The 14,545-nt window shown below is 73.1% G+C and carries 12 protein-coding genes and 1 pseudogene; 10 read left to right on the forward strand and 3 right to left on the reverse strand.

The genetic code is table 11. The annotated features are described in order from the left end of the window. The first annotated feature begins 32 nt into the window (after positions 1–32). The 8 genes and pseudogenes from ACF07N_RS29320 to ACF07N_RS29355 all read left to right on the forward strand — a co-directional run bounded on the left by ACF07N_RS29320 (position 33) and on the right by ACF07N_RS29355 (position 7,690). A complete protein-coding gene (locus tag ACF07N_RS29320; protein ID WP_392118518.1) occupies positions 33–1,451 on the forward strand; it encodes a hypothetical protein in 1,419 nt (472 codons plus the stop codon). Between the two features lie 3 nt (positions 1,452–1,454). Beyond that, positions 1,455–1,607 (forward strand): annotated as a pseudogene (locus ACF07N_RS29325) (alkaline phosphatase PhoX); the annotation flags it as partial. Positions 1,608–1,946: 339 nt separating this feature from the next. Continuing rightward, positions 1,947–3,530, forward strand: coding sequence for a TROVE domain-containing protein (locus ACF07N_RS29330; RefSeq protein ID WP_392118521.1), 1,584 nt, complete (start codon positions 1,947–1,949; stop codon positions 3,528–3,530). A 91-nt stretch (positions 3,531–3,621) separates the two neighbouring features. Beyond that, the gene (locus tag ACF07N_RS29335; RefSeq protein ID WP_392118524.1) at positions 3,622–4,263 is read left to right on the forward strand and encodes a GntR family transcriptional regulator; all 642 of its coding nucleotides are present in this window, start codon (positions 3,622–3,624) and stop codon (positions 4,261–4,263) included. Between the two features lie 29 nt (positions 4,264–4,292). Continuing rightward, positions 4,293–5,309: a 1-aminocyclopropane-1-carboxylate deaminase gene (locus ACF07N_RS29340; RefSeq protein WP_392118527.1), complete on the forward strand. Its 1,017-nt coding sequence runs from the start codon at positions 4,293–4,295 to the stop codon at positions 5,307–5,309. A gap of 149 nt (positions 5,310–5,458) precedes the next feature. Further along, entirely contained in the window at positions 5,459–5,863 is a 405-nt protein-coding gene (locus tag ACF07N_RS29345) for a VOC family protein (protein ID WP_383331906.1), read from the forward strand. A gap of 122 nt (positions 5,864–5,985) precedes the next feature. After that, positions 5,986–7,023: a LacI family DNA-binding transcriptional regulator gene (locus tag ACF07N_RS29350; protein WP_383583356.1), complete on the forward strand. Its 1,038-nt coding sequence runs from the start codon at positions 5,986–5,988 to the stop codon at positions 7,021–7,023. Between the two features lie 91 nt (positions 7,024–7,114). Beyond that, complete coding sequence (locus ACF07N_RS29355) at positions 7,115–7,690, forward strand: TetR/AcrR family transcriptional regulator (protein ID WP_392118530.1); 576 nt, start codon at positions 7,115–7,117, stop codon at positions 7,688–7,690. A gap of 150 nt (positions 7,691–7,840) precedes the next feature. On the opposite strand, the gene ACF07N_RS29360 is transcribed toward ACF07N_RS29355, so the two are convergent. From ACF07N_RS29360 to ACF07N_RS29370, 3 genes are all read right to left on the reverse strand, one after another. Beyond that, positions 7,841–9,043, reverse strand: a complete 1,203-nt coding sequence (locus ACF07N_RS29360) for a TerD family protein (protein ID WP_392118795.1) — start codon at positions 9,041–9,043, stop codon at positions 7,841–7,843. Between the two features lie 193 nt (positions 9,044–9,236). Next, positions 9,237–10,103 carry a carbon-nitrogen hydrolase family protein gene (locus tag ACF07N_RS29365; RefSeq protein ID WP_392118533.1) on the reverse strand — a complete coding sequence of 289 codons (867 nt, stop codon included), beginning with the start codon at positions 10,101–10,103 and terminating at the stop codon, positions 9,237–9,239. After that, positions 10,100–10,882, reverse strand: a complete 783-nt coding sequence (locus ACF07N_RS29370; protein WP_392118536.1) for a flavin reductase family protein — start codon at positions 10,880–10,882, stop codon at positions 10,100–10,102. The genes ACF07N_RS29365 and ACF07N_RS29370 overlap by 4 nt, the downstream gene beginning before the upstream one ends. 443 nt (positions 10,883–11,325) lie before the next feature. Between ACF07N_RS29370 and ACF07N_RS29375 the strand changes: the two genes are divergently transcribed. Further along, a complete protein-coding gene (locus tag ACF07N_RS29375) occupies positions 11,326–13,224 on the forward strand; it encodes a WD40 repeat domain-containing protein (RefSeq protein WP_383346792.1) in 1,899 nt (632 codons plus the stop codon). Positions 13,225–13,247: 23 nt separating this feature from the next. Then, positions 13,248–14,525, forward strand: coding sequence for an MFS transporter (locus tag ACF07N_RS29380; RefSeq protein ID WP_392118539.1), 1,278 nt, complete (start codon positions 13,248–13,250; stop codon positions 14,523–14,525). Positions 14,526–14,545: the final 20 nt, after the last annotated feature.

Here is a 14,545-nt window from a genome sequence, read left to right on the forward strand (position 1 = left end):
AGTCACCTGAGGCGCGCTAGGAGAAACAGCCGATGTCAGACAGCTCCCCCCTGCCGCCGGTGCGGCTGCACAGCGAAGCGGAGCTGGCGCGCGACGCGCTGTCCACACCGTTGCTGTCCCGGGCCGCCCGGCTCGCCCGCTGGGCCGGGCCGGACACCCGCGTCGACGCGGGGGGAGGCCTGGTCGACGAACAGCTGCCCGCGGCCGCCGAGGCGCTCGGGCTGAGCGGGGACGACGCCGCCGCCGACGCGAGTGAGGCCTGGCGGGTCGCGGTGGACGCCGGACTCGTCGAGATCGCCGACGAGGAGGAGGGCACCGTCCGCGCGGGCGAGGACCTCGCGCTGCTCACCGGCGGCTCGCCGCACGACGTGCTCGCCGTGTGGCTCACGGCCCTGGAGACCGTGCTCGCCGACGCGAGCGTGCCCGACCTCGACGGCCTGCTGGACCAGGACGGCGAGGTCGACCTCTCCGGACTCGACTGGGATCCGGAGGCCGAGGCCGAGTTCCTGGACGGCGTGCTCGGCAACCTCTACCTGCTGACCGCCGGCGAGGACGCGCCCGGCGGGGCCCCGGTGCCGCTGCCCGCGCTGGCCGCCTCGGTGATCGTGCCCAGCGACATGGGCGAGCCCACCAACGACGTCCTGGAGCAGGTCTCCGACGCGATGATGCGCCTGGACGACCAGTTCCGGATGCTGGAGCCGGTGGGCCTGGTGGAGTACCAGCCCGTCGACGAGGCGCTCATGGCCGACGCCGACGAGGAGCCCGCGGCGCCCGTCGACGAGACCGACGTCTCCCGCTACGGCATGGTCCGGCTCACCCCGCTCGGCCTGTACGGGATGCGCGCGCGGCTGCTGGAGGCCGGGTTCGAGGCGCCGGCCGTCGGTGACCTGGCGGACAAGGGGGCCGACGCGCTGCTCGACGGCACGGCGGCGTTCCCGCCGGCCGCGGCCCAGGCCGAGACCGAGCAGTGGCTCCAGCGGCGCGAATCGCTCGCGGCGGCACGGGAGCTGCTGGCGGCTGCGCGGGGCTCCGACACCGGGGCGCCGCTGCGGCGGCTGCGCTGCCAGCAGGCCCTGTCGCTGGTGGGCGCCTCCGCCGAGCCGGCGTTGCGCGAGGTCCTCGACGACGCCGAGCTGGGCGGGCTCGCCCGGGTGTGGCTGACCGAGCACGGGGCGGCGGACGTGCCCGCGCCGTCCGAGGAGATGGTGTACTGGCTGACCATCGACACGGTGGCCGCGCAGCTCGCCGCGGAGGGGAACTCCGAGGAGCTGGGGGCCCTGGTCGAGGGGCTCGCCCAGCAGCACAGCGGGTTCTTCGCGGCGGTGTGGCGGGTCGACCATCCCGCGACCGCCGACGTGCTGGAGGCGATGGGGCGGCTGCACCCGGACAAGAAGGTGGCGAAGGAAGCGCGAAAGGCCGCCTTCAAGGCGCGGTCGCAGCAGGGTGGTTGAGGCGAGCTGAACATCGGCACCGCCGAGGAGCCCGAGTACAGCGAGTTCGCGGGAGTCACCTTCTCGCCCGACGGGCGGACCCTTTTCGCGAGCATCCAGACGCCCGGCATCCTGCTCGCCATCACCGGTCCCTGGAAGCGGCAGAAGAGGAATTAATTCGCTCGCAGGTCCGGCTCGGCGCCTCCTACAGTGAGATCACAACGTCACGCACTTCCCGGTGCGATGGCGGCGGCTACTCCTCTCTCTCAAAGAATCCGACGCCGCCGCCGACTTGATCTCGGGAGGCGCGGCATGGTGTGGGTGCCCGGTGCGAAGGCAACGGTTACTTCCTGGGATCGGACGGTTGCGGGTTCAAGTCCCGTCGGCGGCTTTCGGGCCGCCGTAGCTCAATGGGCAGAGCATCTGAATTGGTCCGTCGCCGACTTCTGACCTCGGGCACCCACCTTTTTCTGTCGCGACTCCCTCGAACACGGAAAGAATTCGGGGGAATTCACCATGGCGCGATTCAACGGCAAGGCGGCGCGGGCCCGTCCCGTCTCGCGGGTGACGTCCACGGGGCGTGTGCTGCGCACCTACGAGGGCGGCCGGGGCCGGGAGCGGGACGCCCGCTCCGAGCTCTTCCTGCTCGCCGTCTCCCACTTCGTGACCCAGCAGACCTTCTACGAGACCGGCGCCGACCGCGACGACCGGTTCCGCGGGCTCGTCCGCGAACTCGCCGTCACCGACCCGGAGTGGACGGCCGGACTGCTCGGCTGGCTGCGCGGCGCGGGCAACCTGCGCACCGCCTCCCTGGTCGGTGCCGCCGAGTACGTCGAGGCCCGCCTGGCCGCCGGGGCGACCGGCGGCCCGCCGAACCGGCAGGTCGTCGACTCCGTGCTCCAGCGCCCCGACGAGCCCGGAGAACTGCTCGCCTACTGGACCACGACGTACGGCCGCGCCGTGCCCAAGCCGGTCAAGCGCGGCATCGCCGACGCCGTACGCCGCCTGTACCACGGCAAGGCGCTGCTGAAGTACGACACCGCCTCCAAGGGCTACCGCTTCGGCGACGTCCTCAACCTCGTGCACGCGGCACCGGACCCGGACAAGCCGTGGCAGGGCGAGCTGTTCCGGTACGCGCTCGACCGGCGGCACCACCCGGACACCGCCGTGCCGCCCGCCGCCAGCCGCACGCTCACCGCGCACCGCGCGCTCATGGCGCTGCCCGTCGAGGAGCGGCGCGCGCTCGTGACCGCCGAGGGCGGCGCCGAGCGGCTGGCCGAGGCCGGGATGACGTGGGAGGCGCTGGCCGGCTGGCTGCAGGGCCCGATGGACAAGGCGGCCTGGGAGGCCGTGATCCCGTCCATGGGCACCATGGCGCTCGTGCGCAACCTGCGCAACTTCGACGAGGCCGGGGTGTCCGACGAGGTGGCCGAGCGGGTCGCCGCGCGGATCAGCGACCCGGCGGAGGTCGCGCGTTCGCGGCAGTTCCCCTTCCGCTACCTCGCCGCCCACCGGCACGCCCCTTCGCTGCGCTGGTCCTACGCGCTGGAGCGGGCGCTCAGCCACTCGCTGGCCAACGTGCCCGCGCTCTCCGGCCGGACGCTGGTGCTCGTGGACCGCTCGGGCTCGATGTTCTGGTCGCGGCTGTCCGACCGCTCCGAGCTCGACCGGGCCGACGCGGCGGCGATCTTCGGTACGGCGCTCGCGCTGCGGGCGGAGCGCGCGGACCTGGTCGAGTTCGGCACGACCAGCGAGCGCGTGGCCTTCCGCACGGGCGAGTCCGTACTCCGGATCCTCGACCGCTTCCACAGCCTCGGCGGCACCGACACCACCGAGGCCGTGCGCCGGCACTACGCCGGCCACGACCGGGTGCTGATCGTCACCGACGAGCAGTACACGCACCACCACGCGGGCGACCCGACCGAACAGATCCCGGCCGGCGTGCCGGTCTACACCTGGAACCTCGCCGGGTACCGGGCGGGCCACGGCCCGTCGGGCACCGGGAACCGGCACACCTTCGGCGGCCTGTCGGACGCGGCCTTCCGGATGGTGCCGCTGATCGAGGCCTCCCGGGACGCCGACTGGCCCTGGGCGGCCTGAGCGCCGTGGCCCGCACCGCGTGGGGAGCGCGGGCCACGGCCTTCTCCGCACCTCTTGTTGAAGCCTGAACTGACATCTAACATTTCAATTCATGGAAGCCATCCGGCCCGTGCCCCGGACCCTGCTCAGGGACCGGGCCTACGCGGCCATCCGGGACGCCATCGTGGCCGGGGAGCTCGAACCCGGCGCGGTGGTGCGCGACGCCGACCTCGCGGAGCGGCTCGGGCTGTCCCGGGCGCCGGTCCGGGAGGCGTTCTCCCGGCTCGTCGACGAGGGGCTGCTGGAGAGCAAGCCGCAGAGCTACACGCGCGTGACCCCGCTCGTGGCCGCCGACGTCAGGGACGCCGCCGCCGTGGTCGGCGCCCTGCACGAACTGGTGACCCGCGTCGCCGTGCCCCGGCTGGCCGGCGCCGACCTCGCCGTGATGCGCGCCGCCAACGAGCGGTTCGCCGCGGCCGTGCGCGCCGGGGACGTGGACGCGGCCCTGCGCGCCGACGACGACCTGCACGACGTCCTCGTCCGGGTCAGCGGCAACCGGGCCGCCGCCGCGACCGTCGCCCGCTACACCCCCCTCATCCGCCGTCTGGAGCGCCGGCGCTTCGGCGAGGGCGGCAGCTGCCGCTCGGCCGGACTGCACGAGCGGCTCATCGACGCCTGCGCGGCCGGTGACACGGCCGAGGCGGTCCGCGTCACCGCGGAGATCTGGCGGGGCCTGGAAGAGCTCGCCGACTGAGGCGGACCCACACCCACCCGGGAGGAACCGTGTCCCTGTCCTCGTACGCCCGTTACCCGCTGCTCTTCGGGCCCTCGCCGGTCCACCCCCTGGAGCGCCTGACCGCGCACCTCGGCGGCGCCTCCCTGTGGGCGAAGCGGGAGGACTGCAACTCCGGCATCGCCTACGGCGGCAACAAGACCCGCAAGCTGGAGTACCTGGTCGCCGACGCGCTCGCCCAGGGCTGCGACACGCTCGTGTCGATCGGCGGGGTGCAGTCCAACCACACCCGCCAGGTCGCCGCCGTCGCCGCCCGGGCCGGGCTGAAGTGCGTCCTGGTGCAGGAGAGCTGGGTGGACTGGCCCGACGCCGTCTACGACAAGGTGGGCAACATCCTGATCAGCCGTCTCGCCGGGGCCGACGTCCGGCTGGTGAGGGCCGGGTTCGGGATCGGGTTCAAGGAGAGCTGGGAGCAGGCCCTCAGGGAGGTTGAGGAGTCGGGCGGGAAGCCGTACGCCATCCCCGCCGGCGCCTCCGACCATCCGCTCGGCGGGCTCGGCTTCGCCGCCTGGGCGCACGAAGTGGCCCGGCAGGAGCGGGAGCTGGGCGTCTTCTTCGACACCGTCGTGGTGTGCTCGGTGACCGGGTCGACCCAGGCCGGCATGGTCGCCGGGTTCGCCGCACTGGAGGAGGCGGGCGGGCGCCCCCGCCGCGTGCTCGGCGTCGACGCCTCCGCGAAACCGGCCGCCACCCGGAACCAGATCGCCCGCATCGCCCGCAACACCGGGCAACTGATCGGAGGGAAGCGGGAGTTGACCGAGGACGACGTCGAGCTCGACGAGCGGTACCACGCGGGCACGTACGGCGTCCCCGACGAGACCACCCTGGACGCGATGCGCCTCGCGGCCCGAACGGAGGGGATGGTCACCGACCCCGTCTACGAGGGCAAGTCGATGGCCGGGATGATCGACCTGGTCTCCCGGGGCGAGATCGGCCGCGACTCCACGGTCCTCTACGCCCACCTGGGCGGGCAGCCGGCGCTGAACGCGTACAGCGCGCTGTTCTAGACGGGCGCCGTCCGCAAGCAGTTCCCGCACGATGTCCGCGTGCCCGGCGTGCCGACGGCAACCTCGCCGGCCGGGAATCAACCGGCCGGCCGACGGGTTGTCAGGTGTCCGAGCACGTGTCGCGTCGCCCGATCCACCGAGGAGCCGCCATGTCCGACGAACCAGCCGTGCGGGAACTGCGCCTGGTCGTGACCGCCGACGACTACGAGGCCGCGCTGCGCTTCTACCGGGACGTGCTCGGGCTGCCCGAGCGGGCCGCCTTCGCCTCCGAGGGCGGGCGGGTCACCATCCTGGAGGCCGGACGGGCCACCCTGGAACTGACCGACCCGAACCACGCCGCGTTCATCGACGAGGTCGAGGTGGGGCGCCGGGTGGCCGGGCACATCCGGGTCGCCTTCCAGGTGGACGACTCGGCCGCCACCACGGCCAGGCTCGCCGAGGCCGGGGCCGAGGTCGTCGCCGAGCCGACCCGCACCCCCTGGAACTCCCTGAACTCCCGGCTCGAAGCCCCGGGCGCCCTCCAGCTGACCCTGTTCACCGAGCTCGGCGACTGAGGCGCCCCGGGGCCCGCCCGCCGGGTGCCGGACACCCGGTACCGGACACCCGGTACCGCCGGACCGCATACCCGTCCGTCCGCCGCGCCGGGCCGCGGCCGGTGCCGGATACAGTGCTGGTCGTGTGGACGGACGATCAGCGCGCGGAGCCGGGAGCCGAACGGCCCGGCGGTACGCGGCGCCGGGCCACGATCCACGACGTCGCGCGCCTGGCCGGGGTGTCACGCCAGACGGTCTCCCGGGCGGTCAACGACAAGGGTGAGATCGACCCGGCCACCAAGGAGCGGGTCCTCGAGGCGGCGCGGCTCCTGGACTACCGGCCGAGCCGGTTCGCCCGCGGGCTCGTCCGCAAGGGCGCGGTCACGGCCGGCCTGGTCATCCCGGACCTGCGCAACCCCTTCTTCCCCGAGGTCGCCGCGGGCGTGCTGGAGGCCGCCGAGCAGCGCGGCTGGCAGGTGGTCGTGTGGGACGCGCGGATCGACAGGGCCCGGGAGCGGCAGGCGCTCGACGTGCTCTCCCACCAGACGGACGCCGTCGTGGGCTACTTCGAGGACCCCGACGACGTGCTCGTCCGGCACCTCGGCGGCGTCCCGCTGGTCCTGCTGGAGCGCGGCCCGCAGCAGACCCGGTTCGCGGCCGTCGGCATCGACGCCGCGGCCGGCGTCGAGCAGGGCATGCATCACCTGTACGGCCGGGGACACCGCAGGATCGGCATGCTGGACGGTGAGCACGGCCCCGGCCCCCGCCGGGAGGCGTTCCTGGAGCAGGCGCGGCGGCTCGGTCTGCCGGTCGACGCCGACTGGGTCGTCGTCTGCCCGGAACACAGCGTGACGGGCGGTGAGGCCGGCATGGAGCGGCTGCTGCGGGCGCGGCCCGACGTCACGGCCGTCTTCGGCTTCAACGACATGATCGCCGTGGGCGCGATGCGCACCGCACGGCGCCACGGTCGCCGGGTCCCGGACGAGCTGGCCGTGCTGGGCTTCGACGGGCTCTCCCTGGGCGAGCTGGTGGAACCGGCCCTGACCACCCTGCACATCGACAAGCGGCAGCTCGGCCGGCTGGCCGTGGAGCAGGTGGCACGGCTGCGTGCGGGCGAGGAGCCGCTGCGGGGCGCGGAGGCGTGGGTGACACCCGAGCTCGTGGTGCGCGAGTCGGCCTGAGCACGAGCCGCCGCCCAGCGGCCCGGGCCGTGCGGGCGCGTGGTCTCGGTAGGGTGCGGGGAGAGTCCCCGGTTCTGTGAGGAGGGGTCGCGTGGCGCAGGCCAGGCCCATGCGGGCGGACGCCCGGCGTAACCACGAGCGGCTGCTGAAGGTGGCCGCGGAGGCGTTCGCCGAGCACGGGGAGGGAGCGTCGCTCGACGACATCGCGAGGCGGGCCGGAGTCGGCTCCGGGACGCTGTACCGGCACTTCCCGACGCGGCACGCCCTGCTGGAGGCCGCGTACCTCGACCGGATCCAGGCCCTCGCGGCGCGTGCCGACGCGCTCGCGGCCGAACTGCCGCCGGGCGAGGCGCTGCGGGAGTGGCTCGGCGAACTCGGCGCCGGGATGATCCGCATGCGCGGTCTGAAGGCGCTCCTCGGGCCGGCCGTCACCGAGGGCGACTCGGCGGTGGCCACGGCTTGCGGGGACGCGGTGAGGAGCGCGGCGGGACGGCTGGTCCGGGCGGCGCAGGAGGAGGGCACGCTGCGGCGGGACGTGGACCCGACGGATGTCCTGAGGCTGGCCCACGGCGTGGCGACGGCCTCGGAACTGGCGGACGGGGAGGGCCGGCACATCCGGCGGTACCTCGGGCTGCTGACGGAGGGGCTGCGGCCGCGGGGGCTTTGAGGCGGGGCGTTGCGGTGGGGCATTGAGGCGAGGCATCGCTCCGGAGGTCCGGCCGTGGTCCTGGGGCCGGTGATCCTTCGGCCGGTGAGGGCGACGGACGCCCCCGGGCAGGGGGCGTCTCCGGCGTCGGGCCTCGTCGGGTGCGGAGCCTTACAGGGCTTGTGCCGCGGGCTTCACCATGCCCCTCACCGTGCGGGACTTCACGAAGTCGCCCATCGCCGTCATCTCCCACTCGCCGGAGAACTGGCGGATCAGCTTGGCCATCATCACGCCGGTCTGCGGCTCCGCGCTGGTGAGGTCGAAGCGGACCAGCTCCTCGCCGGTCGTACCGTCCAGGAGGCGGCAGTACGCCTTGGCCACCTCCGTGAACTTCTGGCCCGAGAAGGAGTTGACCGTGAAGACCAGGCCGGTGACGTCCTGGGGAAGGCGGCCGAGGTCGACCGTGATGACCTCGTCGTCACCGCCGCCCTCGCCCGTGAGGTTGTCACCGGAGTGCCGGATCGCGCCGCCGACGATCTGCAGCTTGCCGAAGTAGCAGCTGTCGACGTGGTTGCGCTGAGGTCCGTACGCGATGACCGAGGCGTCCAGGTCGATGTCCTTGCCGCGGTACGCCGGCTCCCAGCCGAGACCCATCTTGACCTGGGAGAGAAGGGGGCGGCCGCCCTTGATCAGGGAGACGGTCTGGTTCTTCTGGAGGCTGACGCGGCCCTTGTCGAGGTTGATCTTCCCGGCGCCCGGGGCGGGCGGCGGGGGCGTGGCCGGAGCGGCCGGGGGAGCGGCGGGCGCGCTGACCGGCGGGGCCGGCGGCTGCACCGCGGCGGGCGGCGGGGCCACCGGCTGGGCCGGGGCGGCGGCAGCCGGTTCCTCCACCGTCACGCCGAAGTCCGTGGCGATGCCCGCGAGGCCGTTGGCGTATCCCTGGCCGACCGCGCGGGCCTTCCACTGGCCGTTGCGCTGGTAGATCTCCACGATCACCAGGGCCGTCTCGCTGCCGAGCTGCGGGGGTGTGAAGGTGGCCAGCACGGAGCTGTCGTCCGCGTTGCGGATCGTGGCCGTCGGTTCGATGCCCTGGAAGGTCTGGCCCGCGGCGTCCGGGCTCGCCGTGACGACGATCTTCTCGATGCCCGGGGGCAGGGCCGCGGTGTCGACCACGATCGCGTCGGGTGCGGTGCCGCCGCCCGAGCGGTAGGTCACGCCCGGGCCCGACGGCTGGTTGTAGAAGATGAAGTCGTCGTCGGAGCGCACCTTGCCGTCGGCGGTGAGCAGCAGGCCCGATACGTCGAGCCGCACCGGGGCGGCGACGTCCACCGTCACGCGGGCGGCGGACAGGGGGATGTTCGAGCCGGGGGTCATAGCTGTCATGCCGGGTGAACGACCGGAGGCGCTTTACCGTTCCCTTACCGGCGGCCGATCGGGCGGTGCCGCCCCGCGGGACGACCGGAACGGCCGAGGGGCGGTCGTGCCCGGCCCCGGCTACCCCCACACCCCGGGGCCGCGCAGCCTTGAGGGAGTGGCCGGGCCCCACCCCCCGGGAGGCGCGCAGCCCTCACGCGGGGGCGGTCGCCGTGCGGCCGGACCGGGAGCGCTGCTCGTCCAGCATGCGCAGGAAGCCGCGCACCTCGGCCATGCGCCGCGGGTCCAGGTCCGCCACGATCGTGCGCTCCTCGTCCGTGCCCGCGCCGGCCAGCAGGGTGCCGTCGGGTGCGTAGACGACGCTTCCGCCGCGCGTCGGGCGGGCGGCCGGTCCGCCGACCGGGTTGGCGAACACGCTGTAGACCGTGTTCTCCAGGGCCCGGGCCGCGAGGTAGACGCAGGCGCGGTGCTCGTTGCCGGAGGCGAAGGCGCCCAGGCACAGGTAGGCGTGCGCGCCGGACAGCGCGGCCGCCCTGGCGTGCTCGGGGAACGACATGTCGTAACAGACCGCGAGGCCCAGCCGCCAGCCGTCGGCCTCCAGCGCCGCGCCTCGTTCCCCGGCCGTGAACAGCCGGGCCTCGTCCGCGTGCCACAGGTGCTGCTTGTCGTACACGGCGGACAGGGCGCCGGACGGCTCGGCGGCGACGACCGAGTTCGCGAGGCGTCCGTCGGGCCGGCGGACCGCGGCACCCGTCAGGATCAGCGTGCCGGTGCGGGCGGCCGTCTCGGCCAGCGGCTCCAGCCGTCCGTCCGTGACGAACCCGGACTCGTCGGCGGCCACCTCGCAGCCGGCGGGCGCCGCGGCGAGGGACGGCAGGTCGTAGCCGCACAGGTGGAGTTCGGGCAGGACCACCACCCGCGCGCCGAGACCGGCGGCCCCGGCGGCCAGCCCGGCCGCCCGGCGGGCGTTGTGCGCGACGTCCCCCGGTGTCGCCTCGGCCTGCACGACGGCCAGCCGCAGCGGCGCGGACGGCAGGTCCGTGCCCGCGCCGCCGCTCACGGCCGCGCGCTCCCCCCGGCCAGGCGCGCGAAGCCCGGCTTGGCACCCTCGCGCTCCACCATGACCCGCGCCCCGGCCAGGGGCGGAACGTCCCGGGGAAGCGGCAGGTCGACCAGGAAGTCGCCGTACTCGGCCGAGGGGTGTTCGCCCAGGTCCACCCGGGTGCCGTCGGTGCCCACCAGACTGACCCGCCACAGGTCGGCGCCCGGTGCCGCCGGTCCGGTGGCCGCCACCCGCAGGGTGCCGCCGGGCAGGATCTGAGCGGCGGCCACGACAGCGGTGCGCCGCACGGGCTCGCCGAGCGCGTGCATCGGGCCGTGCTTCACCAGCGGCCGGCCGGCGGTCTCGGGAAGGTGCGCGGCGACGACCTCGGCGACGAACATGGTGTGCACGGGGAACGGCACGGTCTCGCGCAGCACGCACTCCAGGGCGACCAGGCCGCCCTTGACCCAGGGGGTGCCGGTGGCCTGCGGAGCGCCGAACTCGATCAGTTCGGAGCTGGTCTTGTCGAGGTCGCCCAACGAGAAGCTGCCGGCGAAGTCCGCGAGCTCCGCCTGCTCCTCGGCGCACAGGGTGAGGGCGAACTCGCCCCGTTCGGGGATCAGTTCACGGCTGCGTGCCCGGGGGCTGAGCACCACGGCCGCGTACAGCGGGTCCTTGTTGACGAAGTAGGACCACTCGGCGGACATCACGTTGACACCGTCGTCGTGGCGCACGGCGATCAGGCCGATGGTGCTCGTCGCCGTCTTCCACAACTGGTCGGGGATCTCCAGGGACACGTACCACCCTCACTGCCTGATCGGACCCGGCTCGCTGAGCCTTCGAGATCGTTTACTTTAATCCCGGAGCCCGAGCCGGAGGCGATGCGTTTCGGCCAGATCCCTTCGCATTCCATCACGCGTGCGGACGTGCTCAACTCCTCGCCGGCACATGTGAACTGACGGGATGAAGGCTGTGACGTGAATCACCTCGATGCCTTCTTGATGGCCTCCGGGGGGAGTTCTTTTGATTGATGTCCGAACGGAGTCGCCGGAGACCCGGAAGGGGGTGCTTTTCCATGAAGAAGCCGATCCGCCGCAACGTGCGTACCAACAAGTGACGCACTGACTCCTTCGCGGGCCGAGTCCGCGAATTGTGGCGCCCGGTCGGTGGTGAGACATCGCGGCCGGCCGGGCTGCCGGTCCGGCAGGGAAAACTCACACGAGGAATGTGGAAATCCGTCGTGAAGCTGACAGACCGCGCCATGCGCATCCTCCATGTCGAGGGTGAAGGGCTGCTCGTCTCGGACTCCTTCGGCCGCGTGCACCTGCTGGACGACGCGTTCGACGTGGTCCGTTCGTCTCCGCGGGTCCGGGCGGGGCGGCCGCTGTACGGGCTCACCGTCGCCGACGGCTGGGTCATCGGCAAGGACCGCATGGGGGCCGTACTGCGCTGGTCGCTCGACACGCTCGACCTGGTCAACCGCCTCGATCCGGTGGCCATGGGCGACCGGGCGGGGCTGCTGGAGGGCGAGGAGCCGTCGCCGGTGAGCTCCCGCGGCATCGGCGTCTGGGACGGCCGGGTCTTCGTCACCAGCGGTTACCACCATCAGATGCTCGTGCTCGATCTGCACACCTTCGACGTGCTGGAGATCCGCCCCAACATCTGCGGCGGCAGTCCCATGGAGTGGGCCTGCACCGAACACCCCACGCGGCACGCCGTGTCCGACAAGGAGGGCAACCTCCGGTTCGGCAGCTTCACCGACCTGGAATTCCCCGACCACGTGAAACTGGACGACGGCAATATCCACCGGGTCCGCTATGACGGCCGGCACGACCGATTCTGGTGCACCCAGGACTTCGGCGAGGGCGAGAACGCCGATGTCGCCAACGGCGTGGTCGTCGTCTCGCTCGACGGCGAGAAACAGGGCGAATACCTTTTCGCGCGCGACGACGTCGAGTTCGTCGCGTTCTCGCCCGACTTCGGCAAGGCCTACTCCGGCGGATTCGACGGCGAACTGCACGTCTTCGACAACAGCACCCCGGAGTTGCGCGTGCAGCGCGTGGTCAGCGGTTTCTCCCATCAGCTCAGCGACATCACCGTGAGTTCCTCGGGGGACGTGTTCGTCCTGTGCCAGGACGGCGAGATCACCCGGCTCACCGAGGACGGCACCTTCGTGCGCGCGATGGGCTTCCGGCGGCAGGCCGTCTGGGACATCCAGCCCTCCCGGGAGGACCCGGCCGTCCTGTACTGCGCCACCGACTCCGGCGTGGCCGTCGCGCAGGTTCGCCGTACGGCGAGCGGACCGACGCTGCACATCACCGAGGACCACGAGACCGGACTCGGCTTCACCCGCCGGGTCGCCCCCGTGGAGGGCGGCTGGCTCGCCGTCACCCGCGACCGGCACGTGCTGCGCGCCCGGCGCGGTGGCGAGATCCTGTGGGACCGGCGGCTGCCCGAGGCGCTGCTCCACACCGTCGCCGCCTCACCCGACGGCACCCGCGCCCTGGTCGCGAGCAACGCGGGCGCCGTCGAACTCGACACCGCCACCGGCGAGGTGCTGACCACCCTCGGCGTCGACGGACTCCCGGTGTGGGCGGCCACGTACCTCCCGGGCGGCGAGCGTGTCCTGGCCACCCGCAACGGGGTCGTCGCCGTCTTCGGCGACGACCCGGACAAGCCGCAGTGGCGCCTGGACCAGGGCGAGTACCCCAAGCGCATGTGGGCCCAGGACGGCCACCTCTACGTCGTCGGCGACGGCGGCCTGAAGGAGATCGCCGTCGGCGAGGGCGTCACCCGCGGCTGGCGGGAACTGCTGTCCAACACCGCCGAGAACGCCACGGTCGCCGACGGCCTGGTCTGCGTCAGCTCCTACGGCATGCAGATCGCCGCCTACCGGTACGAGGACGACGAGTTCGTCGGCTTCATGGAGGACCTGCCGGACTACCCCAAGGCGCTGAGCATCGTGCGCGACGGCGACGGCCGGCCCCATCTGCTCGTCGGCTGCCGCACCGGACTGCTCTCGCTGTACCGCATGGACCGCCCCGCCGAGGAGGGCACCTTCACCAAGCTGGAGGACCGCTGGCTGCCGGGCAGGCCCGCCCGCTTCACCCTCACGTACGACGCCCCCGCGGCGCACTGACCCACGGACCGGGACCCGTACGCATGGACCAGCAGACAGCCGGTGCCCCCGCCCCCTGGCGCGACCGCCGCTTCGTCGTCTTCGCCACCGGCAACTTCGTCAACAACCTCGGCGAGGCCTCCTACAAGGTGGGCCTCCCGCTGTTCGTCTACGAGCTCACCGGCTCGCTGACGACCATGTCGCTCCTCGCCGCCCTCGCCCCGTTCATGCTGCTCCTCAGCCCGTGGCTCGGGGCGATCGTGGACCGCTGGGGCCCCCGCGTCTTCGTCGTGCCCGGCCTGCTGGTGCAGCTCGCGGCGGCGGTCGCGCTCAACCTCGCCGTGCTGGCCGGACACGCCTCCACCGCGGTGCTGTTCGCCCTGGGCGCCCTGGTGCAGCTGGGCGGGGAGATGTACCGCACGGGCTGGATCGCCGGTGTCGCGACGATGTTCCCGCGCAACGCGGCCCGGTCGAGGGCCGTCCTCAGCAGCCTGTTCGTGACGTCCAACATCGTCGGGCCGCTGCTGGTCGCCGTCGGTGTCGGACTCGTCGGCTACCTGGGACTGCTGTGGTTCAACGCGGCCACCTTCCTCGCGCCGATCGCCGTCTGGCTCATGGGCGTCCACCCGCCGGCCAAGGAGCGGGGAGCCGGCGGCGCCGGGCCGGGGCGCCGGCCCACCCTGGTCCGCGACATCCTCGACGGCTGGCACGTCATGCGCGCCGAGAAGCGCGTGCTGTACGTGCAACTGACGTCGCTGCCACTGCACTTCGTCAGCGGGGTGGGCGTCCTGTCGTTCATGGTCTGGTACCTGCGCGACCACTGGCACATGTCCGCCAGCGGCGTCAGCACCGCGCAGGCCGTCGCCAACGTCGGCGCGCTCGCCGGGAGCGTCTACATCGCCGCCCGTGCCCGCACGCGCCCCCGGATCGTCCTGGCCGGGGCGGCGGTCGTGATGACGGGGGCCCTGTTCGCCATGGCGCTGCCCTCCACCTGGGTCTTCATCGTCTGCATGGTGGCGTTCTTCACCATGCGGTCGGCCATGACGGCCGTCACCGCCATGATCGTCGTCAAGTACCTGCCGCCCGAGGTCGTCGGCCGCGCCGAGGGCCTGTTCAACCTCATGAGCGGTCTGCCCATCCTGCTCGCCCCCCTGCTGATCCCCCTCGTGCAGGGGACATGGGGCGACGTCGCCGTCCTGCTGTTCCTGGGCGCGGCCGCCGGCCTGTCGCTCCTGTGCCTGGTCCGCTTCTGGCCCCACTGGAGCGACGGCGACGCCACCCACCCGGCCCCCGCCACCGGAGACGAAACGCCTGTCGGATAGCCCGAGAAGCAAGGGATGAT

Source organism: Streptomyces sp. NPDC015242 (assembly GCF_043079125.1).
In the GTDB taxonomy this organism is placed as follows: Bacteria; Actinomycetota; Actinomycetes; order Streptomycetales; family Streptomycetaceae; genus Streptomyces.

Excerpts from the sequence above, each read along its gene's own strand:
- ACF07N_RS29380 (WP_392118539.1), top strand. The coding sequence starts at position 13,248 with ATGGACCAGCAGACAGCCGGTGCCCCCGCCCCCTGGCGCGACCGCCGC.
- ACF07N_RS29335 (WP_392118524.1), top strand. The coding sequence starts at position 3,622 with ATGGAAGCCATCCGGCCCGTGCCCCGGACCCTGCTCAGGGACCGGGCC.
- ACF07N_RS29345 (WP_383331906.1), top strand. The coding sequence starts at position 5,459 with ATGTCCGACGAACCAGCCGTGCGGGAACTGCGCCTGGTCGTGACCGCC.
- ACF07N_RS29330 (WP_392118521.1), top strand. The coding sequence starts at position 1,947 with ATGGCGCGATTCAACGGCAAGGCGGCGCGGGCCCGTCCCGTCTCGCGG.
- ACF07N_RS29360 (WP_392118795.1), bottom strand. The coding sequence starts at position 9,043 with ATGACCCCCGGCTCGAACATCCCCCTGTCCGCCGCCCGCGTGACGGTG.
- ACF07N_RS29320 (WP_392118518.1), top strand. The coding sequence starts at position 33 with ATGTCAGACAGCTCCCCCCTGCCGCCGGTGCGGCTGCACAGCGAAGCG.